The sequence below is a fragment of the Candidatus Zixiibacteriota bacterium genome, assembly GCA_029860345.1.
Taxonomy (GTDB): domain Bacteria; phylum Zixibacteria; class MSB-5A5; order GN15; family FEB-12; genus JAJRTA01.
The window spans coordinates 340,257-366,819 of the sequence record JAOUBJ010000002.1 but is presented as its reverse complement, the minus strand read 5'-3'; the positions used below and the strand labels follow the sequence as shown (position 1 = coordinate 366,819).

The 26,563-nt window shown below is 53.5% G+C and carries 16 protein-coding genes and 1 tRNA gene; 8 read left to right on the top strand and 9 right to left on the bottom strand.

Features of this window, described 5'->3' with window-relative positions:
* Positions 1-104 precede the first annotated feature (104 nt).
* Entirely contained in the window at positions 105-1,433 is a 1,329-nt protein-coding gene (locus OEV49_03560; GenBank protein MDH3890137.1) for a hypothetical protein, read from the top strand.
* Between the two features lie 20 nt (positions 1,434-1,453).
* On the opposite strand, the gene OEV49_03555 is transcribed toward OEV49_03560, so the two are convergent.
* Positions 1,454-1,618: a hypothetical protein gene (locus tag OEV49_03555; protein MDH3890136.1), complete on the bottom strand. Its 165-nt coding sequence runs from the start codon at positions 1,616-1,618 to the stop codon at positions 1,454-1,456.
* Positions 1,619-1,675: 57 nt separating this feature from the next.
* Positions 1,676-4,165, bottom strand: a complete 2,490-nt coding sequence (locus OEV49_03550; protein ID MDH3890135.1) for a prolyl oligopeptidase family serine peptidase — start codon at positions 4,163-4,165, stop codon at positions 1,676-1,678.
* A 181-nt stretch (positions 4,166-4,346) separates the two neighbouring features.
* Between OEV49_03550 and OEV49_03545 the strand changes: the two genes are divergently transcribed.
* From OEV49_03545 to OEV49_03535, 3 genes are all read left to right on the top strand, one after another.
* Entirely contained in the window at positions 4,347-7,016 is a 2,670-nt protein-coding gene (locus tag OEV49_03545) for a PQQ-binding-like beta-propeller repeat protein (GenBank protein ID MDH3890134.1), read from the top strand.
* 19 nt (positions 7,017-7,035) lie between these two features.
* Positions 7,036-8,691 carry a thrombospondin type 3 repeat-containing protein gene (locus OEV49_03540; GenBank protein ID MDH3890133.1) on the top strand — a complete coding sequence of 552 codons (1,656 nt, stop codon included), beginning with the start codon at positions 7,036-7,038 and terminating at the stop codon, positions 8,689-8,691.
* A gap of 193 nt (positions 8,692-8,884) precedes the next feature.
* Positions 8,885-10,270 (top strand): thrombospondin type 3 repeat-containing protein, encoded by a 1,386-nt coding sequence (locus tag OEV49_03535; GenBank protein MDH3890132.1) that lies wholly within the window; start codon positions 8,885-8,887, stop codon positions 10,268-10,270.
* 25 nt (positions 10,271-10,295) lie between these two features.
* Here OEV49_03535 and OEV49_03530 read toward each other — a convergent pair whose 3' ends face one another.
* Entirely contained in the window at positions 10,296-11,267 is a 972-nt protein-coding gene (locus OEV49_03530) for an ornithine cyclodeaminase family protein (protein MDH3890131.1), read from the bottom strand.
* Positions 11,268-11,397: 130 nt separating this feature from the next.
* On the opposite strand from OEV49_03530, the gene glnA reads away from it, so the two are divergent.
* Positions 11,398-12,810: a type I glutamate--ammonia ligase gene (glnA, locus tag OEV49_03525; GenBank protein ID MDH3890130.1), complete on the top strand. Its 1,413-nt coding sequence runs from the start codon at positions 11,398-11,400 to the stop codon at positions 12,808-12,810.
* A gap of 517 nt (positions 12,811-13,327) precedes the next feature.
* Here the strand turns inward: glnA and OEV49_03520 are convergent.
* From OEV49_03520 to OEV49_03495, 6 genes are all read right to left on the bottom strand, one after another.
* Complete coding sequence (locus tag OEV49_03520; GenBank protein MDH3890129.1) at positions 13,328-13,834, bottom strand: hypothetical protein; 507 nt, start codon at positions 13,832-13,834, stop codon at positions 13,328-13,330.
* A gap of 68 nt (positions 13,835-13,902) precedes the next feature.
* Positions 13,903-15,399, bottom strand: a complete 1,497-nt coding sequence (locus OEV49_03515) for a hypothetical protein (protein ID MDH3890128.1) — start codon at positions 15,397-15,399, stop codon at positions 13,903-13,905.
* Between the two features lie 66 nt (positions 15,400-15,465).
* Complete coding sequence (locus tag OEV49_03510) at positions 15,466-17,580, bottom strand: M1 family aminopeptidase (protein MDH3890127.1); 2,115 nt, start codon at positions 17,578-17,580, stop codon at positions 15,466-15,468.
* A 388-nt stretch (positions 17,581-17,968) separates the two neighbouring features.
* Positions 17,969-18,054 (bottom strand) — tRNA-Leu (locus OEV49_03505).
* A gap of 551 nt (positions 18,055-18,605) precedes the next feature.
* The gene (locus OEV49_03500; GenBank protein ID MDH3890126.1) at positions 18,606-19,154 is read right to left on the bottom strand and encodes a DNRLRE domain-containing protein; all 549 of its coding nucleotides are present in this window, start codon (positions 19,152-19,154) and stop codon (positions 18,606-18,608) included.
* 18 nt (positions 19,155-19,172) lie between these two features.
* On the bottom strand, positions 19,173-23,771 hold the full coding sequence (locus OEV49_03495) for a right-handed parallel beta-helix repeat-containing protein (GenBank protein ID MDH3890125.1): 4,599 nt from the start codon (positions 23,769-23,771) through the stop codon (positions 19,173-19,175).
* A gap of 308 nt (positions 23,772-24,079) precedes the next feature.
* Between OEV49_03495 and OEV49_03490 the strand changes: the two genes are divergently transcribed.
* From OEV49_03490 to OEV49_03480, 3 genes are all read left to right on the top strand, one after another.
* Positions 24,080-24,247, top strand: a complete 168-nt coding sequence (locus OEV49_03490; GenBank protein MDH3890124.1) for a hypothetical protein — start codon at positions 24,080-24,082, stop codon at positions 24,245-24,247.
* A 207-nt stretch (positions 24,248-24,454) separates the two neighbouring features.
* Entirely contained in the window at positions 24,455-24,622 is a 168-nt protein-coding gene (locus OEV49_03485; GenBank protein MDH3890123.1) for a hypothetical protein, read from the top strand.
* A 203-nt stretch (positions 24,623-24,825) separates the two neighbouring features.
* Positions 24,826-26,295: a hypothetical protein gene (locus OEV49_03480; GenBank protein ID MDH3890122.1), complete on the top strand. Its 1,470-nt coding sequence runs from the start codon at positions 24,826-24,828 to the stop codon at positions 26,293-26,295.
* Positions 26,296-26,563 lie beyond the last annotated feature (268 nt).

Sequence of the window (26,563 nt, the reverse complement as noted above, 5' to 3'; positions counted from 1 at the left end):
AGACCGGGAGCGGGAATTCTCCCTTGACTAAACATGGTGGTGTATGTATACTTTAATGAATCTACGGATCGAGACCATATAGAAATCAAGCAAAGGCATCAGCTATGAAAAAGTGGATGTTCCTATTTGTGCTGCCGCTAATGTTGGCTGGTTCTGTCCAGGCCGAACCGGCGTGCGGTGATTTTGACCTCAGCGGGGTTATTGACATTTCCGACATTGTCTACCTGGTCGACTTCATGTTTTCCGGTGGACCACCGTTGCCCTTCCCTGGCACGGCCGACTGTGACGGCGCCGGAGGGGACATTGACATCTCCACGCTGATCTGCTGGGTCGAATGCTGGTTCGTGTTTGAGGGCATCTGTACTCCGCAGTGTAGTTTTGTGGAGTTCAACGACCACTCTGAAAACAGCGGTCAATGCCTGGACAGCATGGGGGCCGACAGCGGTCCGGCCCGGGATCGTGGTATGTATATAGTGGCGGTCGGCAACGAGATTCATGTTTATCATCCGGAGGCGTACTACCAATGCTGTCTCGGCTATAATGTTCAGTACTATCGGTACGGCAATCATTTCATCGGATACGAGGCCGACACCAACGAACTCTGTGATTGTTACTGTCCTTTCGATCTGGAATCGACCATTCACAATCTCTCGCCGGGCGAGTATATAGTGACGCTGATCGACATAGACGGGAATCTGGAGGGTGTCGACACGGCGGTGGTTGCTACGGGAGCTATCTACTTCGACGTTGGCGAATGCGTTCCTGATCCCAAAGGTCCACCGGAATGGGGTGATCCGATCATCTACTATCTTTGGCAATCCGGCGTCTTGACCATGGTTCACGAAAACGCCTGGTTCAACTGCGCCGCTGATTTGATGCTGGATTTGGAGATTGTCGGCGACACCCTGCGCTTTCACGAGCGGAATGTGAACGGGGATTTCCCGGTGCCGTGCATGTGCTATTATGAACTGACTTCAATCGTGGAGGGCCTGCCCCCCGGATCGTATGTGGCCGAGGTCTACAACCAGGACTATCCCTGGGAGGAAAGTCTGCTGTTGGACCGGCGAAATATCCACCTTCCGGCCGGAGATTCGAGCATGTCTGAGTTCGGCGACAGCGGCTGTTTAAGTCGAGGCGGCGGTCGTTCTGTTGTGAACTATGAGTACAATGGTGACACCCTGAACCTGCAACACTTCGACGCTACTTTCAATTGCGGCGCCGTTATTGAAGTCGGTTTCAACGCTGTCGGGGACACTCTTCGGTTTTACGAGATCAACATCTCGGAAGAATATATGGCTTGCGACTGTTCTTTCGATGTTACGGGTCGCGTGTACAACATAGCGCCCGGTAGCTATGTGGCCGAAGTGTATGCACGGAATGAGCCCGATGATCCTCTACTACTCGTCGACCGGCAGACGATTGTGTTGGAGTAGTCAAGCCGTCGGCCTCGAGTTCAATTGCCATGATCTGAGGCTTGCACAACCTGTTCCAAGACCGCCTTTGCCCGGTCATACCGATCTTGCGAAAACGAGGCGAGATTTTCTGCAACAGCCTGGGTGTCGCCAGACAATAGCTCCAGCGCCGCAGCACAAGAAACTGCTCTGCGTTTTTTCGACATTCGGCTACCCTCCGTCTCTGATCTTCGACTCTCTACAAAAATGTCAGACGCCGGCCACTATTGCGATTCGGAACCGGCTTCCTGTTTGGTTTTGAGTAACTCCCTGGGTTCAGCATCGCGGACATACGTGTCCATCCAGTCGGTCATTTCCCACAACATGTGCATGACCGATTCACGACCTCGATAGCCGTGACTCTCGTGCGGCAGCATCACCAACCGCGCCGTGGCGCCGTGGCCCTTGAGAGCGGAGTAGTAGCGCCGGCTCTGAAGCGGGTAGGTCCCAGAGTTGTTGTCGGCCTCGCCGTGAATCAGCAGTATGGGTTCGTTCACTTTTTCGGCGTGCATGAACGGTGACATGGCGAAATATATTTCCGGTGATTCCCAAAGGCTGCGTTCTTCAGCCTGGAATCCGAACGGCGTCAGGGTTCGATTGTAGGCGCCGCTGCGAGCGATGCCGGCGCGATAAATATCGGAGTGGGCCAGTAGGTTAGCCGTCATGAAGGCGCCGTAGGAGTGTCCACCTATGGCGATGCGATCGGGATCGGCAACGCCGCGACGCACGACTTCATCGACAGCCGCCTGGGCGCTTGATACCAGTTGTTCCACGAACGTATCGTTCGGTTCTTCGTCACCTTGCCCGACTATCGGCATAGCCGGATCATCGAGCACGGCATATCCATGCACCAGCCACATAAGGGGCGAATACCAACCGACTCGCACAAACCGATACGGTGAGTCGGTCACCTGTCCGGCCGCGTCGGCGCTCTTGTACTCCTGCGGGTAGGCCCACATCAGCATCGGCAGGGGACCATCCTCGGGTTTGTAGTCGGGCGGCAGGTAGAGCGTACCGGTGAGGTTTACGCCATCCTCACGTTGATATCGAATCAACTCCTTCTGTACGCCGACTAACTGCGGCGTGGGATGCGGAAAATCCGTTACCGGTTCAAGCGAGCCTTTTTTCAGGTTCCGAAGGTAATAGTTGGGTGGCTCGGTGATCGATTCGCGCCGGGTCAACAATTGGCGTTTCTTGACATCGATCAGACGAACCGGGCTTTCATAATTCGGTTCCTCTGAACGAAAGAGCCGTTTGTGCTCATCGGTCTTAAGGTCCCACTCATCGAGAAACGGGCGATCTCCCTCAGGTGAGGCGCCGCTTGAAGTCAGAAAGAGAGTCCGCCCCTTGTCGGCGGTCAGCAATACCGAAGTGCCCCGTTCGGTCCTGCGATGCATCGGTGAACCGGGGTCGTTGTAACGATCTTCCCAGGATCTATCTTCGAGCAACCTCGGCTTCTTCGATGGGTCTCCCGGTTCAACCAACCAGGTTTTGATATTACGGGTCTGCCACCACCACCCGGAGACCAAGGCCAATTCGTCGCTGGCCCATTCAACATTATCGTAACGCAGCGGCATCGTAATCAACGAGGTTGGATCGGCGTCGAACGGTGCCGCGAGCATGAACACCTGGTCGCGTTCGTCAGCTTCGGCGCCGGCATCGCCGCCGTCGAGAGCCTCAGCCCAGCAGAGTGTGGCGTCGGCATCAGCACGCCAGACAACTTCGCGTCGGCCGGTGCGTGTCGAGCCGAAGGCCATCGGAATATTGTCGGCCAATGGAGCATCCGCAACCTGGTAAACCACGTTACCATCTGAGTCCCACACTTCGGTTCTGACCGGGAAGCGGTAGGCCGGAACCGTATACGAGAAAGGTCGATGGATCGTCGAGACCAGGATCAGTTTGCCGTCGGGCGAGGGTCCGAAGCTCTTGATGATACCGGATGGACCTATCTGGGTTTGGTTGCCTTCGAGATCGACTTTGACCAACTGGGAACTGAGGTAGTGCTCGAACAGTTGGGCATCGAACTCGTTCTTGAGGAGGTCCTGGTAGGTTCGGGCGGGAGCCTTGCGTCCCAGGTTTTCCTGCACGATTGGTCCGCTCGGCGTCAGTGGCTCCTGCGGCGCGCTGCCACGACCAGGCGTAATCGTTCTTGCTATCAGGGTCTTGTTGTCGGATAACCACCGGATCGGGCTGCCGTAGGCAGCATTCAACGGCGCAACCGGCAGGCGGCGCGCCTGGCCGGTGACCACATCAGCTATCCAGAGTTCCAGCCCTTCAGCGCTACCGTTGACAAACGCGATCTTATTACCATCGGGCGACCAGCGAGAGTTGGTGACCTTGGCTCCAGCCGGTAATCCGGAGACCGGGAGCACGGAACCATCGGATATCTTCCTGAACGACAATTCATAGAAATAATAGCCTCGACTGGGGCCGTTGGTGCGCGGGTTGATTCGCAGACCGCCGATGCGCAATTCCGGCTGCGATACTTCTTCTATAGAGACCAGCGGCGGGTATTTCAGTTGCAGCATCCACTCATTGGTCGGGCTGATCGAAACCGAGGGTGTACGCGCTGCTTCGGCCAGGTCGGCGATGCTCTTGGGCGGCATCTGGTAAGTTTCGCTTTCGACCGAAAAACCGGGCGACGCGCCGACCAGCAGGGAAAGCATAAAGATTAACGATACTAAGTTGCGGGTGTGACTTGCTTTAGCAAACATCGGGACCTCCGAAACGCTTGAGGTTTTTCTTTCGGGCGTTACTATAGTCTTTCGCAGCCGACATGACAAGCTGTTTTGTCGCACAGGTCAATGGGTATGGAAACAGTTTGGTGAAATGGAGATAACGCCCTATATTTGGGTGATATAGGTACTACAGGCAACGACAACAGGAGAGAGTATAATGATTCCGAAATCAACTGTTGGTATAGGGTTTGTGTTATTGGCTGTCATCATAGCCCTGAGCTTGCCCCCGCTGGCGATAGGCCAGGGAATCTCCGGCGAACCGATCTGGACCTTTGACGGCGAGTGGGCGACCAAACATGTCGAGACGGCCGATCTCAACGGCGACGGCACTTTCGATGTTATCGGCGGTGAGTACTCCAGCGACTATTATGGCTACCCGCATCAAGTGGTGGCTATCGACGGCAAGACCAACGACACCCTTTGGATATATTGGTTGCAGGACGGCGTGCGCTCGATGACTATCGGCGACGTCAACAACGACAACGTGATGGATGTAATCGCCGGCGCTTCGTACAACTCCGGCAACACGCCGGACGGTGATGTCCACGCCATCAACGGTGCTACCGGCACCGCCCTGTGGGTCTTTCCTATCGACGCCACTATCCAGGACGTAACCACCGCCGATTTGGACGGGGATGTCTACCTCGATGTCGTCGCGGCTTCGTTCGATGATTCCGTGTACGCCATCGACGGCGAGACCGGGGCCAGGCTTTGGGCCAGGTATGTCGATGGCCTTTGGATCAACGCCGTGGCCACCGGCGACGTAACCGGTGACAACATCGACGACGTTGCATTTGCCAATGAATACTTGACCGGCTACGACAACTACTGTGGCGTGATCAACGGCGCCACCGGCGCCTTCATCTGGGATTCCACGGTTGCTTACGTGGTTTTGGACGCCATGATTGAGGACATCGATGATGATGGTACGCCGGAGGCTATTTTCACCGGAATCGACGGCGCCGACCAGGGGCACCTGTACGTTCGCAATGCCGCCGACGGAATTCTCGAATGGAGCTACGACTTCGGCGCCATTGACCACACCAACGGTCAGATTGATTTGTACACTTACGACATCGACAACGACACCGATCTCGATCTGGTAATCGGAAACTTTCTCGGCTGGCGCCGGGTCATAGCGCTGGACGGCACGGAACCATCACTGATGTTCGAATCGGATAGTCTTGAGAGCTTTCCGCGTGACCTGGCCTTTGCCGATGTTACCGGCGACGGCGACTTGAACATCGTTGCCGCAACGTGGGACCGGGTGTCGGTGGTTTCGGCCGTAGATAGTTCGTTGGTCTGGTACTATGCAGTTTCGGGGACAATGTATTCGGTGGCTGTGGCCGAGTTCGACGGTGATGCCATTGTCGACGTCGCCGCCGGTGGTGGCGCCGAGTTTGTCGGTACACCACCGAATCCCGGTAAGTCCATCTGGGCGCTCCGGTCGGCTGAGTCCCCCATGCTGTGGGAGTACGCCTTCGGTGAGTACGGCAATGCCCTGGCCATCGCTGATCTGAACAACGATGACTGCGAGGACGTACTGGTAGTGGCCTCGCTTGACGATTGGGTGTGGGCCATCGATGGCTGTACCGGTGACACCTTGTGGCACTGGACCGGCACCCAGAACCTATACGCCGTGACAACGGGAGATTTTGACAACAACGGACAGATCGACGTAGCTGTTGCCGGTAACGACGACATGGTAACCGCTCTTTACGGCAACGACGGCAGTGTCATGTGGCAGTTCACCGATCCGGCCGATCAGATTTATCGCAAGAACCTGCAAGCCGCCGACCTTAATGGAGACGGCGACGTCGACGTGATCGCGGGTAGCGACGACGGCACGATCTACGCAATCGCCGGTACGACTCGACTCGATTTGTTGTGGTCACGATCATTCACCGGCGGCGATCCGGAAGAAATCGAGATTGCCGAAATGAACGGCAACGGGCTACCCGACGTGGTGGCGATTGTAGGCGGCAAGATGGTTGTCCTGGAGGATTCCACCGGTAACACTCTTTGGGAATACGCTATCGGCACCCAGTATGCCGCCCACTGCGAAGTCCTGGATGCCGACGACAACGGCGTGCTTGATGTCGCTATCGGTATCAAGAAAATGGGCGCCACGATGGGTAAAGTAATCATGGTCAGCGGTGTCACGCACGACGAAATGTGGTCCAGCGGACCGCTGGAACCGTCATCCGACTACGCCATGTCGTCCGGACTGGTCAACTGGGACAAAGCCGGTGATGTCTTGATCGGCACCAACTACAATGACCGCAAGGTTTACGCATTCGACGGCACCAACGGCGCCGAGCTGTGGTCGTTCACGGCCGGTGATGAGATCAACTGCGTAATCGGCTACGACCTCAACGGCGACGGCCAGGACGATGCACTGATCGGCTCCGATGACGGGAATGTTCGGGCCATAGACGGCGCTACCGGTGATGCCTATTACGAACGCAGTTGCGCCGGAGATGTGATGCATGTCGGTGTCGGTGATATCAATGGCGACGGCGCCGGGAATATGGCCTGTGTCACTTTCGGCTCGTCCGGCGTCGTGTACGCATTCAACTCGATGTATGACGCCGGATGCTGTCTGGGTTATATTGGCAATATCGATGGCGACTTAGGCGATGTGATCGACATTTCTGATTTGGTCTACATGGTCGACTTCATGTTCAACGCCGGTCCGCCCCCGCCGTGCTGGGAGGAGGCGGAGTTGCAGCCGCCGTTCGGTGATGAAGCACTGTCGATTTCAGATTTGGTATACTTGGTGGATTTCATGTTCACGGGCGGACCGCCGCCGCCTGATTGTCCGTAAGTGAATTGTGGAGGGAGTTGTGAAGCGTTATCTGCTCGTTTTGTTCGTGTCAACGTCGCTGTTGTGCGGTGTTGGCTATGGTCAGGATCAACTGATCACACTTGACACCGTGGTGGGACTGATCACCGACAGCGCTGTGGTTAACGGCGGGGGGTTGACATTTTATATTCGTACTGCCAATCTCGAAGAGCATGATTTCATTGGAATCACCAATGGTTTCAGAATATACTCACCCGACGATTTGACCTGGACCGGAACCTCGGCGACTCTACTTGCAAGCATCGACTGGGACTCCAACTTTATGGTATTCGTGGCCAACCCTGTCGACGCTGATGGTATTGATGCCGACACCGTAGGATTCGGTGGGGCTGCCTTGGGAGTTCCGCCTTCCATCGGGATGCCCGCGCATTTCGATGACACCACCTACTCGATTTCAATCGGCCCCATAGTTGCAAGCGGACCAGCACAACATATATGCATCGACTCCTCCTACTTTCCCCCAAGCGGCACTTGGCAATGGGCTGCCGGGGGTGGAGTGGGAACAAGGTTTCCCACCTGGGATGGTCCCCACTGTTTTGTAGTGGTCGATACCATGGACTCCGATGAGGATGGTATACCGGATGCGACAGATAACTGCGTCGATCTCTTCAATCCTGATCAAATCGATTCGGACGACGACGAACTCGGTGACATTTGCGACGATTGCACCGATGTCGACGGAGATGGCTTTGGTGATCCCGGTTTTGTTAATACTTGCCCCGATGACAATTGCCCGGCCGTCCATAACCCGGATCAAGACGATACCGACTCGGATGGCGTTGGTGATGCGTGCGATGAATGCACGGACACCGACGGCGATGGTTTCGGCGATCCCGGCCACCCGGCGAACACTTGTCCTGATGACAATTGTCCTGAAGTTCACAACCCCAATCAGCTGGACACTGACAGCGACGGCCTCGGAGATTTGTGTGACGCCTGCATCGATACCGATGGCGATGGTTTCGGCAACCCAGAATATTCAGGCAACACCTGCCCGGAGGATAACTGTCCGCACGTGCACAACCCCGCTCAGACTGATAATAATTCAGATGGCGTAGGCGACGCATGCACTTTTGCGGGCGGATTTCTGGGTGAGTACACAGTCTTGGAGTATGACTCCGGCAACGAATACTCTCAGAGAATCAGATGGCTTTTTGATGGTGCCGATTACCACATGTGGTTGGACACCAGTTATGTCGTGTCTACCTGTTTTTGCGTGGTCCACGGCTCTTTCACATTTGGTGAGAACCTCACCCTCTCAGAGGATGTTTCGTTACCCGATGATGCCGCCGGATGCCCATCGTGCAATCCTGACCTTAATCCAGAGGGAATCTTCACTCATTCCTGGGAAGATCAGGCGCACCTGCTGACCAGAGACGATGGTGTGTATCAGAAAACGATATCGCTGTACGTGGATTGTTGCGTGCAAAGAGGTGACTTCACCCATGATGGCGGGCCGGTAGATATTTCAGACCTTATTGCCCTGGTCAGCTACATGTTCGATGGTGGCCCGCCGGCTGTATGTAGGCAGGAAATGAACATAAACGGCGTTGATGAAATCATCGACATCGCTGATTTGGTTTTCATGGTTTCTTTCATGTTTGACGGCGGCCCGCCCCCGCCGGCGTGTCAGTGAGGGCCTGCGCGAAGTGCGCCTCACGGCATGCGCAAGGCTGTGGTGAAAGTAGAGGGACCCTATCGATGATCAAACAGCTTGACAAAAAGGCCAATAGCAGGTAGTTTGCCAACGTAGGTCTTCATATACGTCGTTTACGCCACCGAGGATGCCGCAGCACACGGCGCAAATAGCAGGAAGGGTTGGTGTTGTCATGAATAGAGCTTTTTTCGTTCTGGGAGCGGTCGTTTTGGTCCTGGCAGTTAGCGCAATCGGATTAGATCAAGACAACCAGATACAGACTCTTCGCCCCGATAGAATGGTTATTACACCCTCGCTATCTAATGCACAGGACACCTGCTCCATCTGGCATCACTGGATCAACGACACCATCCTCGGATATAGCCACGGCTACGATAGCGCCCATCGCACCGTGTCGTATTTCGATCCTGCCGAATGTGGCTCCCCCACCTATCCATTCGCCATCAGTGCCGTCTCGTTGGGCTTTCTCGATCCACCCAACTTCGTCGATGCCCGCCCGTACCAATGGCCGCTAACAGTGGACATCGTTGTGTATCAGGGATTCTCCAACGACCCGACCTGCATCGGTCCGGGTCCCGAGTTGTATCGGCATCAGGTGGTTGTAGATTCGGCCGGATTCAACTTTCCCAATACGGGCACGGTGACGCTGCCGGAACCATACTGTATCACTTCGCAGGTTTACGTGGGTGTTGAGTATCCCGGAATCGGACCCGGCCCATATCCATCGATCATGTACGATGTCAGCTCAACTGTAGATACGTGTGACGTCTTTTACTTCCACCCGCTTTCAGGTATTTGGCAGAGTTGGTATGCCTACTGGGTGATGGTTCCCGGCTATCCGTTCATCTGGTTGCATGGTGAAACCGTTTCAACCAGTTGTTGTGACGATACCGATGATGACGGCTACTGTGACGAAGACGACAACTGCCCTTCGGTGGCCAACCCGACTCAGGCCGACACCGACAGCGACGATTATGGCGACTTGTGCGACAACTGTCCCAATGATGCCAACAACGATCAAGCCGACGGTGACGGTGACGATGTCGGCGACGTCTGTGATAATTGCCCTGACGATCCAAACCCGGCTCAGGATGACGCCGATGGCGATGGTATCGGTGATCTCTGCGATAACTGTCCGTTAGATTTCAACGTGTCGCAAGCCGACGGTGATCTGGACGGCGTGGGTGATGTCTGCGATCCCTGTCCCGGCGATACTATTAATGACGATGATGAAGATGGTATCTGCGGGTATGATGACAACTGCCCTTATGTTTTCAATCCCGGGCAGGAAGATGCCGACACCGACGGCCAGGGTGATGCCTGCGAAACAATTGACGTTTGCACCGGTGATCGTGGAAACATCAATGGAGACATGGGCGACATCGTAGACATTGCCGATCTGGTCTATTTGGTCGATTACATGTTCAATGGCGGACCGCCGCCGCCGGTGATGGAAGAGGCCGACGTCGACGGCAGTACTGTTCTGGATATCGCCGACCTGGTCTACCTGGTCGACTACATGTTTAGCGGCGGTCCACCGCCTGTCCCCTGTCCTTGATGCCGGCACCGAGGGGATTGCTGAGTCAAATTTCAATAACCGTGCCAAGCCCATTCCGGACGGCACGATCGTAGGCGAGCTTGGCGGTGGCAGTATCCTGCACGGCCAATCCATTAGACTTGAATAGTGTAATCTCGGCGTTGTTTTCCCTGCCAATCCTTTGATCAGTGATGATCTCGCCCAGTTCGGCGTAGACATGCTCAGGCAGGAGCCTCCCCTGTTCCAACGGGATCAGCAACTCGCCTGATTCCTTCATGGCCGCTGTTCTGGAATCGACCACGAACTTCGAATTGACAATCGCCGCTGTGTCCAGTTCGCGCGCTTCCGGACCGTGCGCACCGACAGCGTTGATATGCGTTCCCTGATGAATACCTCTACCATCGAACAACGGCGTCGAAGATGTCGTCGCGGCAGATACGATGTCGGCCTCCAGCGCCTGCTCCGCAGAATCGACACAGGTAATTGGTATTCTCAGCTCCGCCTCAAGTTCTGTGCGGAATCCTGCGGCAGCCTGGTCACTGAGGTCATGCACCAGAGCTCGTGACAGGTGTCTCACCGCCGCAATTGCGCGCAGTTGCATCTTACCCTGAACGCCCGCTCCGATCACGGATGCGATCATACCATCTTCATCGCGGGCCAGGTATTTGGTGGCCAGCCCGCTGGCCGCGCCGGTGCGGATCGCCGTAAGATAGGCGCCGTCCATTAACGCAATCACCTCGCCGGTTTCCGGGTCCTGCAATAGCAGCGCACCGGTCGTCGACGTTAGTCCCCGCTCAGGGTTGTTCTTGAACACACTGACAACTTTGCAGGCCAGCGCGCCCGCAGCCGCAAGATAGCCGGGCATGTAGAACGAAGTGCCGCCGGGCGTCGTGATCGTCATCCGCTGGGGCATGATGGCTTGCCCGCTCGACAGCTCGACGAACGCCTGCTCGATTACAGCCAACACATCCGGCATCGTTAGAGCCGCTTTCACGTCCTCGTGGCTTAATACCAACACGATGTAGTCCTGCCTCTGTGTCCCGATTGTAGACCAAAACGATCACTCATGGTGGGTAACTTGCAAATTCCCGACAATTTCTTACCTTCCGGCGTTCATTAGTGTTCGAACCTTGACGATAGGATGGATGATGAGTCTTGTCAAGCTGCAACAATTGGCCAAGAAACGCTCAGTCGAGTTCGTTGACCTGAAGATATCCGACCTTCCCGGGCTGTGGCACCACATCACAGTTCCGGTTTCATCGCTGAACCGGAATCTGTTCTCATCGGGCGTCGGCGTTGACGGCTCCTCTCTGCCGGGGTTCTCGGCGATCGAGCGAGGTGACATGATCGCCCTGCCTGAAGCTACTACCGCATTTATGGACCCGTTCTTTGAGCGCCCGACGCTCTCGATGATCTGCGATATCAAGGACGTTGGAGAAAAGATCATGCCCTACAGCCGTAACCCCCGAAGGGTTGCACGTGACGCCGAGAAATACCTATCCAAGATAAAACCCGGGCTGCGTTCCATTGTTGGGCCGGAGTTTGAGTTCTACGTTTTTGACAAAGTCAATTTCTTCCAGGGTCCGGAGCGCGCTTTCTACTTTCTGGACTCCAAAGAAGCCGAGTGGACGTCCGAACAGGATGACGAAAATCTCGGATACAAGATTCCCTACAAGAAGGGCTACCACGTCGCACCGCCGATGGATCGAACGTTTAACCTGCGATCCCAGATTTGCGCTATGCTCACCGAGGTCGGGGTTGACATCAAGTACCACCATCATGAAGTCGGCGGCGGCGGGCAGCATGAGATCGAGACGACGTTTGTGCCGATGATGAAGATGGCCGACCAGTCGATGTTGGTGAAGTACTTCGTCAAAAACCAATGCTTCCGGGAGGGCAAGTCGGCTACTTTTATGCCCAAGCCGCTTTTCAATGAACCGGGATCGGGTTTGCACGTGCACCAGTATCTGGCCGACAAGAACGGGTCGGTGTTTTTCGACAAGAAAGGACCGGCCAATTTTTCGAAAATCGGTCTCCATTATATAGGTGGCGTACTGAAGCATGTCGACTCGATCCTTGCTTTTTCAAATCCCTCGACGAATTCGTTCAAACGGCTTGTGCCGGGATTCGAGGCGCCTGTGGCCGGGACGTACTCGGTCGGCAACCGGACAGCTTGCATTCGCATACCCGGTTATCAACGGAATCCCAAAACCATGCGGTTTGAGTTCCGGCCCGGAGATGGCACCATGAATCCCTATCTTGGATTTGCAGCGATGCTAATGGCCGGTATCGACGGCATCAAAAACAAAATTGATCCCGGACTGCCGCTTGACAAAAACCTGGATGAGCTTCCACCCGATGAATTGTCACAGATACCTCAATTGCCGACCTCGTTGAACAAAGCACTCAATGCCCTTGAGTCCGACTATGATTATCTTATGCCTGGCGGCGTTTTTACCGAGGACCTGCTGGCCAACTGGACCAAGATCAAGCGTGCCGAGGTCGGTGAGATCCGTGTGCGCCCCACACCATACGAATTTCAGTTGTACTACGATATCTAGGTGCTTGCCGGGATACCTCATTCGACCCATTGCGTGGTCCCGACGTGAGGTTTTTTGAAGAAATCAGTCGAGTGTGTTGCATTGCAGGTGCTGTCAGGCGACTCGCCTGACGGCAAGCGGGTTGGCTGGCAGGTGTCGGGCGGGGTCGCCCAACACCACCCACAACAAATCAGCCATGAATGGCTTCTATGGGTTGCGCGACCCATGGCCTCACAATAAGGCATTACAACCTCACCCTGAGGCTTCACAACCTCACCCTGAGGCTTCACAACCTCACCCTGAGCGGAGTCGAAGGGTGAATCCGTCCTTATCCGATGTGTGGCAGAACCGCAAAAAGGACTTTGTCCTACAGGTCCAGAGACTGGATTCCTGTTTTCGCTGGAATGACAGATGCTGGTAGAATCAGATTGCCGCGCTTCTCCGCCAGTGGCGGATGGTTCGTAATGACGAGGGCACGGACGTCTTGACCGCTCCCCTGAAGACTCAGCCACATCGTGAAGACTCCCCGGCCTGCTCTCTATTGCTTGGTGAGACTATACTTGACCACAAAGCGACCTTCGTTTGGCGGGCACCAGGTCTCGGTTGAGGTCATGTTTATTTCGTAGGCGCCACCTGCGTTCCGAACGATGGTGGTCAAGTACTCTGTAGTGTCGGAGTCAACGCAATCACAACCGGTGGTACCTCCCTGAGACCAGTTGTTGATTTTGACCAACTCCACACCCAGGCTCGGCCAGATCTTACCGCTCCAACTTGTAAAGAAATGGTCCTCGTTGGCTGAGACATATCCGTCGGCGTCGACAGTCCAGTAAAGGCGAGTGTCGTTGATAAGGAGCGTGTCTTTGTTGTTGAGTTGGCAGTCGCCGGCGCGAACGATCCGGATCGAGCCCTGCCAGGTACCTTGGAATTGAGTCAGATTGACCGGTGGATCACCTTCGGGAGTCGTCGCTTTTTCACACGACCATCCAGCCGCGGACAATACTATCGCAATGATCAAAGCAATCTTGGGATTAACAGTCTTCAACATCTCATTACTCCTTGTCTTCGTAACGAAGATAAGATCATCGACATCATGTGTCAAGCCGGAGGGACATACTAACGACCGACTAAGGTCTCATACAACTCGCGCGCGATCAACCGATGGCCCTCCCTGGTGGGGTGACAATGATCGATAAACAGTGACTCGCCGCCGTTATCGGTAAAGATCGTCGGCATATCGATCACCTCAACGCCTGGATTCTGTCGGCCAAGGCTGTCGATCTGGTTTAGATAGGTGCGCTTCACCCTTAGCGACAGATAATCTGCTTGTAAGGCGGAATCGAGATGAGCCATCGCCTCAGCTGTGTCTGGTGCCGAGGACAGTCCGGCGGCAAGTAGGTTGATACCGATGTTGAACAGAAAAACCGATCCCAACGCCTGTGATACTTCGGTTGACGGAGCAACCGATTCTTGAACGTATGCCTGTCTGGCCACTCGCAAGCAATGATCGGCACTATCGTATTCACCACGCTCCCAGTGAGCAACACCAAGGTTGTTGAGCGAGATTGCGGAGTTTGGATCGGCCTTTAGTTTCTTTCGGTAGTAGGCAACAGCCGAGTCGGGGGCCAGCTTGTCCCTGTAGGCCGAGGCATAGATCAATCGTGTTATCCTGTTGGGCTCACCATACCAGGCGGGCATTCGGTTGCGTTCCAGGCAGTATCGAATCGGTCGGTTCAAACTGGCGGCCAATGTCGGCGCTACTATAAGGTGTCCCACTGAGTCTTTTACCGTGGTGAACATTTTGAACTGAAGTCCGGCCGGCCACATGAGTGGCACCGGTGGTTTGACCACGATGAGCATACAACCCAGGCGTCGGCATTGCTTCGCTATCTGTGTCAGGTTCTCGCCAAATCGCCGCGGTGACACCCTGACCTTAAACTCCCGTCCATCGTATGAAGTGGCCTGTCTGTCCCCACCGACAATAGCGCGCACCATTCGAAAGAGAGCCAGGCACGATAGCTGTTGTCGCAGCCATTTTAAGCGCTGCGTTTCCAACAGTTCTTGATCGGTACAAAAACCGGAAATCGAGGCGTCGTTGTTTCCACAATATAGAATGACCACATCCGGTTCCAGTATCTCGCCATGCATTGCCAGGTAGCGCCTGAGTTGTTCGCTGGAGTAACCGGCCACTGAGGCGTTGACAAGTTCGATCCTTCGATCTGACCCTAATGAGTCCTGAAGAAGCCGCTGCAGCTGGACCCCGAAACTGTGATCATAGGACTTAAGACCCAATCCCAAAGGGGATGAATCGCCCAATATGAGTATACGCCATGTATTGGCTGGCTTGGGAATAGCTACTTCTGGTCCAATGGTGTGGCTTGAGTTGGTGCGAATGTACTGGTTGTTCAGATCGGGCTTCAGCCGCCACAACAGTTCCGGGTCGGGCTCATGCCAATCGAAGACATTGGCGAAGAAGCCTTGCTGCCAACCGCTTGGGATATCTGCACGATCAGCCTGTTCACTGACATTCTCTTCAACCTGCCGAGCCGCCAGTTCGGCCAGCGCCAGCAACAGGACAAACGACACAACCGAGAAGATCAGCTTCTTCCACATACCTTAAGGTAGGGTTTGTGGGCTTGGCGGTCAAGAATGGTGCGCGGGCACCATACTGTCCGAGTGTCATTGCAACGAGACTTTCAAGGGCGAGGAGTCGACCTCCCACTGTCCCTTACCGATGTTGCGTGTTCCTTTGAACACGAGCAACGAGTACTTACCGTAATGCGGAATCAACTGTCCAAGTCTCGGTAGCGATGCGAAGTCGGTTGTGATGATCACCATACACCGGTCGTGCCCCTCCCAGTTCTGACCAGTCAGCACCAACGTGTGTCCTTTGCGCGGGTACTCGGTTCCCTGGATAGTCGCGGTCTGACTGGTGAGGACAACCTTGTTCTTCAGATACTCGGGCAGTTCAGCCGGGTTGAGTACAATCTGAGCGCAGGTTTGGTCGGCGTTCGCAAAGGCGCTCATCGTCTGAACGGCAACACTGTCATCTTCGATGTTCGTGCCAAATTCTGCGAACAATACGACCACGTCTATGCGGCTATCCGGTGTGAAGTATTGACGATCATCTTTCCCCATAACCGATGAGACAATGGGTTCGACTTCTTCCGGGTAGAGTTTTCGGAAAAGATGGAAGTCGGGATCAATTTCGAGGGCCGAAGAACTGCCCTGAATGACCGCGCTAAAGTCGGTCGAGGCACCTGTCAATGCGAAGGACGTATCCATTGCAACGTCGGGTCCGGACAAGCGGACTGGTATTTTGATCCTGTAAATTTGCTCCGCTGACTGCGATACCACGGCGGATACATTGTCGTCACTTTTCCTTGCCCCGCCCAGCGCGATCGTAGGCGCCCCCGCCCGGTCGATCCACTGCGGGATGATGTGAGAGAGGTCCGCTCCGCTTGTTTCTTCAAAGGCGGCGATCCACTCTTCCCAGCCGATCTTCTGTTCGATGTGACGCCTGTAGACAAGCTTCCACGCCTCGAAAAACGGCTCTGTGCCGATCTCTTCTTCAATCATGTGGAAAACCATCATCGCCTTGCCGTAGCCGATACTGCGCGTGTCGGGACTCGAACGCGAGGTGAACTCGCGCAGAGGAAAATCGTTCTCACTATTAACGTAGCTGACGAACTGCTTGAGGATATCTTTGCGATAACTCTTGGCCGCATCTTCCGATTGCATCAGCTTGTAGCGATAATCTGCTCCGTACACGGTCAACCCTTCGCACCAGTTGCCGCGGTCGTAATCGACATAGACCGAATTCCCCCACCAGTTGTGAAGTACCTCGTGTCCCAACGACGTCTTGACAATGAACGGCATCTGTAACACGCGCTGACCGAGCAGTGTCCAGGCCGGCATGCCGTAACCGGTCGGGAAGAAATTCTCGGCGACGGTGAACCGCTGGTACGGGTATGGACCGATCAACTCGGTGTACATTTCAATATAATCTGCCGTAGCCGGGAGATACTCTTCGAACAGTCCGGTGTCGGCCTCAAAGAAGTAGCACCAGACTTCCACGCTGTCGACCATGACGGACTTAAGCACATACGGCGCGGCCATGAACATGCATCCGTCGGACTTGAACGGATTCTCCCAGGTCTGAATCTTGCGACCGTCACGAGACTCCGATGTAACCTGGTTGCCATCGCTGATCGATTCCCAGGTGTCGGGGATATCGGCGGTGAGTTTGAAACTGACAAGGTCTTCATCACCCGTCGGATAGAAATACGATCCGCCGCTGAGATAGGCACCTTTGTCGAGAATTGTTCCCGTTACCTCTCCCCCGACTCGTTCACGGGAGAAGCGCATGTTACTTGGGTCTTCGTTGAATTCCGAAGTGTAACGCAGTGAGAATTCGACCGAGGCATCTTTGTCACGCTCGAATCGAACCACGTGCACTTTCTCATCCATCTCTCGCTCGCGTATCTCTTCAGCCAATTTATCGGTTAAAGGCGCATCGGCCACACTGGAGGCAAAGAAACTGGTCACCGGTGTTCCATCGAGCGCGAACGATTCGATCTCTGCTGAGTTGCGCAGGTAGAACAGGTTTGTTCCTTGGGTTACCTTCATCACGCCATTGTCGGCGATTGTCGCGCTATGTGCGGGGACATCGAGCTTGATCTGAATGTGGTGGCTTTCAAACTGGACCAGCGACGCACTGACTGCGTGTACCAGAGCACTGCCCGGCAGTAGGCTGGCGGCTGCAATGAACGAAAGAACTAAGCCTCTTGGCATTTTGGACTCCTGTGTGGCAAGCCACTTTTTTCTGTGATGGTACTTACTTGCGCCTGTCTTGCTATCTCAGCCCACGAGAGGCTGGTTTGCATATCAACAGCCGAGGTCGGAGTGGCAGGCCACTTTCCTTAGCTACAATACTTCTCAAAACCACACCGAGTTCTCCTGCTTCCAAAAAACTGATTTATCAGTCAGTGCCGGAGGCCGGAGTGGCGAACCCTTTTCTTTGGTTGTTCTACCTCTTGAGACCACACCGAGTTCTCGTGCTTCCAAAAAACTGATTTATCAGTCAGTGCCGGAGGCCGGAGTGGCAGGCCACTTTCTTTGCCTACAATACTCCTCGAAACCGCACCGACTCTTCCGAATTTCAAAAGACCTGATTTATCAGTGCCGGAGGCCGGACTTGAACCGGCACGGTTCTAACGAACCAAGGGATTTTAAGTCCCTGGTGTCTACCAATTCCACCACTCCGGCAAACCTTCGTACGATAAGCACTTAACCAGGATTCCGCAACCTGCTTTTTAGGCCCGGTGTCCATAGAGTGTCCATAGTTGAGCCAAATCAAGGCAAACAGGGGTTAATACATATGTATAAGTAATCGCTGTATTCCCCTGACGTACATCAAGTTTCGTTGTGGCGCAGTCACTTGCGATTTTTGCGATTTTCCATTTTAAGTCCAAAGTGATCCAAGTCAGCCCAAATCGGTCCAAGCCAAGGCAAACGATCTTCGACGCTCCCCGGGACGTGAAGTCCCTGGTGTCTTCCATTTCCACCACTCCGTCAAACGTGCATACGATACGCGCTTAACTGAGAGCCCGCAACCTTGAAACTGTTGTCGGTTGAGCGAAGATGCCTCAGGAGCTTAGCCCAAACCCCTAACAGTCCGCGGAGATTCTACGGACTGCACGGTTGAATGCATGCGAAGACTCGCAGCATCATTCCTACCAAATCAAGTACGAAAGCGACGCATCTGTACCCGCCGATCACGCGAGGCGATCCGCGGGACAGCAAGGAACTCAGCCACTTCACTTCGGTCCGAAGCGGACCTCAACGCCAGATACAGCGTTGTCGGGCTTACCATCACTGAGTTGCAGCTTACCTGTTCCCCTCGTTTTCTGAGCACTCACCAAGATAAACCCATTGTTGGTTATCTTGCTGTCCGCCCACAACTGCAGGATCTCAGAGATATTGACGCGTGCCTTATATCCTTTCTTCGCAGAAACAGGAATAGCAATACCAACATCATCGTGGAAGTCGCCGCCGGCTTTGGTCAACCCCGATGACCACTTGACATTCTCAGACCAGGCCTCCTTCATGGGAAACAGAGTTACTACGAAATGCTCAGCACTGTCAGTGGGAGTGGCAAACTGCACTTCGATAACGGCATAGTTGATATCCATTCCCAAAACCGTACTGTCCAGCTCAAACTTTACCAAACTGCGCGTATCGGTGCTGTCAGTGTTCGTGATAAATGCGGCCTTAGTAACCTCAAGATTTCCTTTGTACGACGCCTCAGCACTACCGCCAGTCATTAGCGTCGCTACCATTAGTATACAGAATAATCTGATTCTCATGACAATCATCCTCTCTCACTACTTTATGAGCATCATCTTCTTGCTGCTTACGTCGAAGTCGGTTTCAATGCGGTAGAAGTACACGCCTGAAGCCACCGGCTTGCCGCCACCACTTCGACCGTTCCAAACTACTGAATGCCAGCCTGCAGGCATGACACCATCCTTAAGTGTAATCACTTTCTGTCCCAAAAGATTGTAGACAACCAAGTGTACGTCGGTTGTCTTTGGCAGATCGAACCGAATAGTCGTAGAGGGGTTGAAAGGGTTAGGGTAGTTTGGATATAATTCAAATCGCATCGGTAAGTTTGCCAGTTCGCCGGTCACCTGAGCTTTACCCGCCGGTGCATGGGGGTCAGTCTCCAGACAAGCGCTGTCCGACACTATGTAAGTACCGGCCAGACGGTACAGGGTTGTATCTTCATGTGGACACGTAACCCAGTAGTTGCCATGTGCCAGAAGATTGGGCCCACTTGTTGGCCCATCGACGGCATACGACGGTTCGTCATCAGTGTGGATCGAGTTGTTACCGTGTGTCCCCTGCGTCGTGTCATAATCACCCAAGTTCCACTCGTCACTCTCGCCTTGAAAGATGCAAAACCCCGCGTAAATCCCGGCTGCATCGTAATTGTGGATAGCGGTCTCTCGCAATTTCACGTCGTAAGTGAGTGAGGCCAGGATTCCATAGTCTGATCTGGTGGAATCGGTGGGTGATGCAATGACACAATTGTTGATTTCAGCGCTGGTTGCATCCAGGTATATGTGTCGGGTGAAACTACCGGTGATCTCCAGGTCGGTCAGATGTGCAGCACTGTCCGAAGTGGCCCAGACATGTACACCGGTTGCGCCCGGTCCAACAATGACACAATCCTCAAGAGTCATTTTGCTCCGCTTAAGGTATATACCTTCCTCACACGCGATCACCGAGTCGTCAACCAGACTCGGTTGGCAGGAGTCCACATATATCCCGTAACCGGTCGTCATGTCTTTCACAGTTGTGTTCTTGATCAGAAGATCGGAGTTCTCTGTCCGAATACCGTAGACGTCACTGTTAGAGATGACACAGTTTAGAATCGTATCGGTACTGCTTCCTTTGTCGTAGACACCGGCATAGGCATACTTGATGTCGACATAGTTCATTGAGATACTGCCGCTATCAACAACTATACCATACCAATCTCCAGCGGTACCGTCGAGTGAACTAAAGACAATGTGATTGGAACTGGTGCCTTCTATACTCAGGTGACCTTGTACCGTCAACTCTACTTTCGTAGTATCACCACCTGCGCGCCCAAAGTCGTCATCATGTGAAAGTACTACCGTGCCTGCCTTAACGGTGAGGGTATCGCCTCCTGAGATAGTAAGATCCCCGTACAAGTAGACAGTATCGCGCCAGGTAATGTTGGTATCGATTACACCCATCCAGGGCTGGCGGTAGCAGCCGGTCATGTATGTGTCATGACGGTACAGCGGCCATTCTTGCTTGGGGTTGGCATAATCCAATTGCAGGCATCGCACACTAGCGGACCTGTGCATGTCGGTCCCGACTGTCCACCTGCATTCGTCGGACGTGATAATCCAGGTCTTGTTCCCATCCGGAACCACTGCCGTCCCCATAACTGGTGTGTGGAGGTATTGGCCTCCGCTCATAAACGGAGCCTGCTGCGAACGGAAATCGAAGACTACCCTGAGACTATTGCCGAACAACGGATCTCCGTCGATATTGTGTCCGTATAGATAATGACCTCCGACGCAGCTATACAGCATATCCATGTCACTGTCTCCATCGAGATTGCAGTATGTAACATGACTCATGCTATGTTCTGTCAGGTCATTTTGTTGAAAATGGTTGAATGATTTCAGGAATTCTTGATTATCCAACAGTGTTTGTTGCCCGCCTGCAGAGTCAAAATACATCCAACAATCTGCATATGATGCATACTCCACCTCAAGATTGTTGATAGCTGTTGCGTTGGGAAACCCATTGCCGGTGACATCGGCGAGTGAGTAGCCATCAAAGCCACAAGTATCATTGTTGCGGGGCAAAAACGGCCTAGTTGGGCTGCCGTATAAAAGTGTATCCTTCGTCGTGAAACCGGAGTCTGCGTCATATGCAACAACTACCAAGTGTCCAAGCGTGCTATCTGGAAAGACATCGGGAACCAGTAGCTCCAACCTGCCATCGATGTTAATATCACCCATTTTCGTGTTGCGGTTTCCAGAAAAATCCGTGTTGATATAACGAGATGTATCGCACAGAGCGTCGAAAATCTCCAGACCGCCGTCACTAACGAAGGCCAGCTCTGGAAACCCATCTCCGTCAAGATCACCCACGCTTGGCGATGTTTTCGGCGCGTAACCGGCCGTAGCCTTCGGAAAACCGGATACAGCATTGCCCTGGTTATCGAAACAATGCAACGAATCGCCGGTGACCAGGATAACATCCAATGAACCGTCCATGTCCAGGTCCGAGATAACAGGGGAACACAAGTGCCGAGCTGAGAACGTCTTGGTGGACCAGCCTGTCAAGGCGCTACCGTCGCCGTCAACGACAGTAATTGAGTACTCTGAGGGGCTGTAAAGAATGTCCATTGCTCCGTCTCCATCTAAATCGCCCAGGGCCGGTGAGACGATACCGTTTGTTTGAGATGGGACGATGTCACAGTATTTGGGAAAGCCTGTTTCCGCGACTCCCGTGCCCAGGTCAAGGCAGTAGAGCGAATCAGTCTTGTAAAAGAGAACTTCCAGACTCGCATCGGCATCAACATTGGCCGCTGTTGGATACGCGTAAAATGGTGGAGGAATTTGTGTTGGTGATGTCGTTAGGTCGGTTACCGAGTATTCCGGCCTTGGACACAGTACAATACCCGGAACTGAAATCGTGTCAACGTAGCCATCGGAACCAGACATGACCAGCATCAGTTGGTATGGTTCGTTGGCCTCCGCACTCAGCGGCACTACAAAACTTAGTGTATCCTCATACACAGAGCTTCTGGCCACGTCTTCGAACAGGGTGGTGGCATCAATGAAATCCAAGGTGAGGTCTGGAGAAATGAGCGTGACTCTCACACTATCAAGGTCTTTGACGTCACACTTCCAACCAAACACCAATGTCAACGAATCGCCCGCCCAATAGGGACGTTTAACGGCCTCGAGAGTATCCAACAGCGTCAAGCGCTGATGACTCAGCCGGTAAGCGTTGTAAGTGCCCCTTACGGTCATGGCCTGATAGACATTGGGGTATCCATATCCAAATCCACCGATCACCTCCGGGGGAGCATTGACCAAAAGTGGCTCAATGGGTGTACACGATGCTGCTAAGCGGTTAGTTATTGAATCGATGGTCCAGTCAATAGTATCGTTGTGCAGGTCATAGGACATCATTAGGCCATAGATTCCGGCCATCATTGGACTGGCGGCGGAAGAACCTCCAAAACCGCCGTACCCAGATTGCATCCTGGTGGTCCAATAGACGTCGCTGGCCGGTAGTGCGAAGGCAACATCGTGACCAGTCGAGTAACTTGCGACAAGCAGAGAGTTGGAATCAGGTACCGTGTCAGCAAAGCCGAAGCCGGCCACACAGGTCGGCGCACCACTGCAACATGCCAAGCCCACATAGTTGCCGCCAGATTTGCAGTAAGTACCGTTCGAATCAGCCAATTCCTCGAGAAAGTCATTAAATAGTTTGTCTTCGCTTCTTTCTCTACATACCCGGCTCTTGTTTAGGATACGCACGCCTTCGCGAATCAGCATCTCGGGCACGCTGTCAGCATCCTGATGCCTCGACCAGCCAGCCAATCGACAATCGGGGCAAGCTCCGCGTCCCCCCTTAAAATTGTCCACAGCAGCGGCGACTCCCGCCGAGGGAGTCTCATGGAAATGCCCAACGGTTTCCGCCTCTTTGATGTCGTCTAAACTATAGTATCCACCTATCAGATTGTCTATGAAGCCATCGCTGTCGTTGTCCAGGCCGTCGAAATCGCCGTAGACACCGTTTGAGTCCAATGTGTCCCACCACGGCTCCAATGTCCCGTTGCTGTTAAGATCCTCACCTGGATGAACCCAGAGATTCGGTTTGAGGTCCTCGTGTGACCATTGATAGGGATCGCCGGCATAGATTGCGATGATAATCGAAGTGTCACCTGTTTCGATCATGTGAGCTGAGTCGAGGTTGAGGAAACGAAAGAGGAACTCCTGGTTGTCTTTATAATCTGGATCATCGGGTGGCCAGCTGGTTTCCTCGCACACACATCCGGTGTCGTAATAATCTACTGTTTCAATTGCTCCCAGCGCCAGCATAGTGTCTTCGAGATTCCCCAGTTCCGGTCGCCCGGAGTGGAAAGCAGTATACCATTGGGCCATATTGCAATTCTGGAGAACTGAATACCATTTTTTGAGAGAATCACAGTTGTAGTCATTCAGTAGATCATAAACATCAGAATCAAGTGAGTCGTGCTCCAATACGTCGCCGGTGTCGGTATCAAATGGCGGTATGGAAGCGAATTTGATAAAAAACCGGTCGTTGACCCGTGTTTCCTCCCCAAGAACACTTGCACTTATGACAGCCAACAGAGCGATGGCTATCATCCACACAATGGCTAAACCTCTTCTGATCTGCATTCGATTCCTCCTCCGAAAAATGCGGTTCGACGGATACCTTGCAACATTACCGATCAAATTGCACATCTTCCCACCCTGCTCTACCGCCCAAAGGGGTCTACAGTGGACCTTTTTGGCAACAGCCGGGGCCCTGGTTGAGAATATGGTTAGTATTTCAACATATGCCATCAGCCAGTCCGTGTCAAGTCACAAATCTCATTTGTCCATTTTTTTTGCCTGACTTTTGCTTCCAAGATGCTTATTCTAGCTGTGGCAATAAATTCACTCAATAAACCTATCCACCAACCTTTTATCATCGCGGAGTAATTATGCGAATGAACACGAGCAGTAGCAGCAACCTCACCGGCAAAGCCGAAAAGCGAGGAGGGTGGTTTTACTTCCGTTGGGAACGGTGGCAACCGCGCAAAAAGTACTGGAAGCTAATCGGCGCCGGTATCGCTGCAGTTTACACGATTTACCGGATGTGGTTATCGTAGCCGCCATAGACACAGTTAACTCTCCCGGCTGAAGCCCTGCCACGCGTTGGCAGGGCTTTTTGTTCGGCAGAAACCGTGGTTTCATCTGCGGCGTTGCACGACCACCGTAAACACCGGATCAGGTTTAAGCTCAAGCTGAGACTGCCGCAGCCCATCCGGATTATCCGGATACATTCCAAGCGGAGTCCTCTCTGGACAGGGCCGAATGTGAACTACACCACAATCAAGTACTCACCTGATTGCGTCACGCTGTGGGAGAGTGTTCTGAACTTCCCCACCGGTTACCAGCATGCCAGCGATCTGGTTGTTGATGAGTTCGGCAATACCTATGTGACCGGGCACATAGTCTACTTGAAAAGATGTCTGATATCATAATATAATACACCATCTGCCACAGTGTGTCAAGTCACAAATCTCATTTGTCCATTTTTTTTGCTTGACAACTTTTCAACATGGTTTATAATGCTCCTGCAAGACTCAGGATGATACAACTAAGCAGGGATGATGTCGGGTAGACTTTTGTGTTCGGAGCTGGTGAATCACATGAGGGGACCGTTATGACTAAGAGGATGTTTAACATGAGAATGCCAAAGAGCGTATGGCGTGCATTGGGTATTATTTTTACACTACAGTTAGGGGTAGCCGCAAGTGCTCAGAACGTGGAGCTGGACTGGACACGTCAGTATCCCGTTTACAACGGTGCCTTGGATTGGGCCCGTGCTCTGGCCCTGGACGCAGACGGCAACCTGTACGTGACAGGCGTGGTGGCCGGCGCATCAAGTGATGATCTGGCCACAGTGAAGTATTCGCCCACGGGACACCGGTTCTGGATCGCGGATTACGACGGGCCGGGTGGCGACGACGACGATGTGGTAGATATTGAGGTGGGTCCATCTGGAAACGTGTTCATACTGTGCACTGTTTCCGGAGTCGAACACAGCGCCGATTATGCCACAATCAAGTACTCTCCTGACGGCGATACTGTCTGGACGAGGCTTTTGAACCTCCCCACCAATTACCAGAATCATGCCAGCGACCTGGCTGTCGATGCACTCGGCAATGCATATGTCACCGGGCACATAGGCCAGAACGATGGATTCCTGACAGCCAAGTATCTTCCTAACGGAGACACTGCCTGGGCGAGGATTTACAGTCCCGGTGGATTGAATGGACGAGAAGCGATAGCCGTTGACGCCTCGGGGGCGGTCTACGTCGTCGGAGAACAGATCACCATTAAGTACGATGCCGACGGCACCTTGCTGTGGTCGAGAACTCCGGGGGGCTCGTGCATCGTGCTGGACAACGCGCAGTCTGTTATAGTCTGTGGGACCGGTATTGCAAAGCTCTATCCAAATGGGGACACGGCGTGGGTAAACCCATCCTTAGGAACCGCTATACCCAATATAGGTGTCGACAGCGAAGACAATCTAATCATCGCTGGAGGCGCACCGGAAGAGCCCGATCACGACTTTAGAACGGTCAAAATATCCGGGAGTGGCGACACGTTGTGGATTCGCTATTATAAGAGCCCGGAACACTCTATGGACATTCTTCGAGACATGGCTCTGGACAGCGACGGAGGCATCTATATCACTGGTTATGACGGGGAACAAAACTACGGCGATTTTCTCACTATCAAATATGATAGAGACGGCAATGAACGGTGGACCCAACGATACGACGGACCGGAGAGTGATACTGACCTTTCGGAGGCCATTGTCGTAGACAATACCGGGGCTGTTTACGTAACCGGCTTATCAGTTTACCCCAGCGCCTCTTATACGAGTGACTTCATAACTTTGAAGTACCTTCAGGACTACTGCTGCACCGGCATAGCAGGGAACATAGACGACGATCCAGCCGATCAAATGGATATAGCTGACCTGGTCTACCTGGTCGACTTCATGTTCTCAGGTGGCCCCGAACCGGATTGCTACGATGAAGCCGATGTAGACGGCAGTATGGGACTATTGGACATTGCCGACTTGGTTTATGTTGTGGACTACATGTTCACGGGAGGCCCCGAACCCGTTGCTTGTCCGTACTGATTCTATTGCTCACCACCCAATGCCGGTACTGTGGCCGGTGGTGTTGGATCTAGAGACTTATCACCTTGCTATCATACCCCCTCTCCGCTATCCGCATTAAGTCTCCGGCAACCCATTGAGTGATCAAGAATGACTCTATTTGCCTGACAGCAGCTAACTCGCATGCGCCGATGCACCGGTGTCCATACAGTGTCCATAGTAGGGCCAAATCGAGGCAATTAGGAGTTAATACATGCGTGTAAGTAAACGTTGTATTCCCCTGGTGTAC

Excerpts from the sequence above, each read along its gene's own strand:
- OEV49_03560 (MDH3890137.1), top strand. The coding sequence starts at position 105 with ATGAAAAAGTGGATGTTCCTATTTGTGCTGCCGCTAATGTTGGCTGGT.
- OEV49_03555 (MDH3890136.1), bottom strand. The coding sequence starts at position 1,618 with ATGTCGAAAAAACGCAGAGCAGTTTCTTGTGCTGCGGCGCTGGAGCTA.
- OEV49_03550 (MDH3890135.1), bottom strand. The coding sequence starts at position 4,165 with ATGTTTGCTAAAGCAAGTCACACCCGCAACTTAGTATCGTTAATCTTT.
- OEV49_03545 (MDH3890134.1), top strand. The coding sequence starts at position 4,347 with ATGATTCCGAAATCAACTGTTGGTATAGGGTTTGTGTTATTGGCTGTC.
- OEV49_03535 (MDH3890132.1), top strand. The coding sequence starts at position 8,885 with ATGAATAGAGCTTTTTTCGTTCTGGGAGCGGTCGTTTTGGTCCTGGCA.
- glnA (MDH3890130.1), top strand. The coding sequence starts at position 11,398 with ATGAGTCTTGTCAAGCTGCAACAATTGGCCAAGAAACGCTCAGTCGAG.
- OEV49_03520 (MDH3890129.1), bottom strand. The coding sequence starts at position 13,834 with ATGTTGAAGACTGTTAATCCCAAGATTGCTTTGATCATTGCGATAGTA.
- OEV49_03515 (MDH3890128.1), bottom strand. The coding sequence starts at position 15,399 with ATGTGGAAGAAGCTGATCTTCTCGGTTGTGTCGTTTGTCCTGTTGCTG.
- OEV49_03510 (MDH3890127.1), bottom strand. The coding sequence starts at position 17,580 with ATGCCAAGAGGCTTAGTTCTTTCGTTCATTGCAGCCGCCAGCCTACTG.
- OEV49_03500 (MDH3890126.1), bottom strand. The coding sequence starts at position 19,154 with ATGAGAATCAGATTATTCTGTATACTAATGGTAGCGACGCTAATGACT.
- OEV49_03495 (MDH3890125.1), bottom strand. The coding sequence starts at position 23,771 with ATGCAGATCAGAAGAGGTTTAGCCATTGTGTGGATGATAGCCATCGCT.
- OEV49_03490 (MDH3890124.1), top strand. The coding sequence starts at position 24,080 with ATGCGAATGAACACGAGCAGTAGCAGCAACCTCACCGGCAAAGCCGAA.
- OEV49_03480 (MDH3890122.1), top strand. The coding sequence starts at position 24,826 with ATGAGAATGCCAAAGAGCGTATGGCGTGCATTGGGTATTATTTTTACA.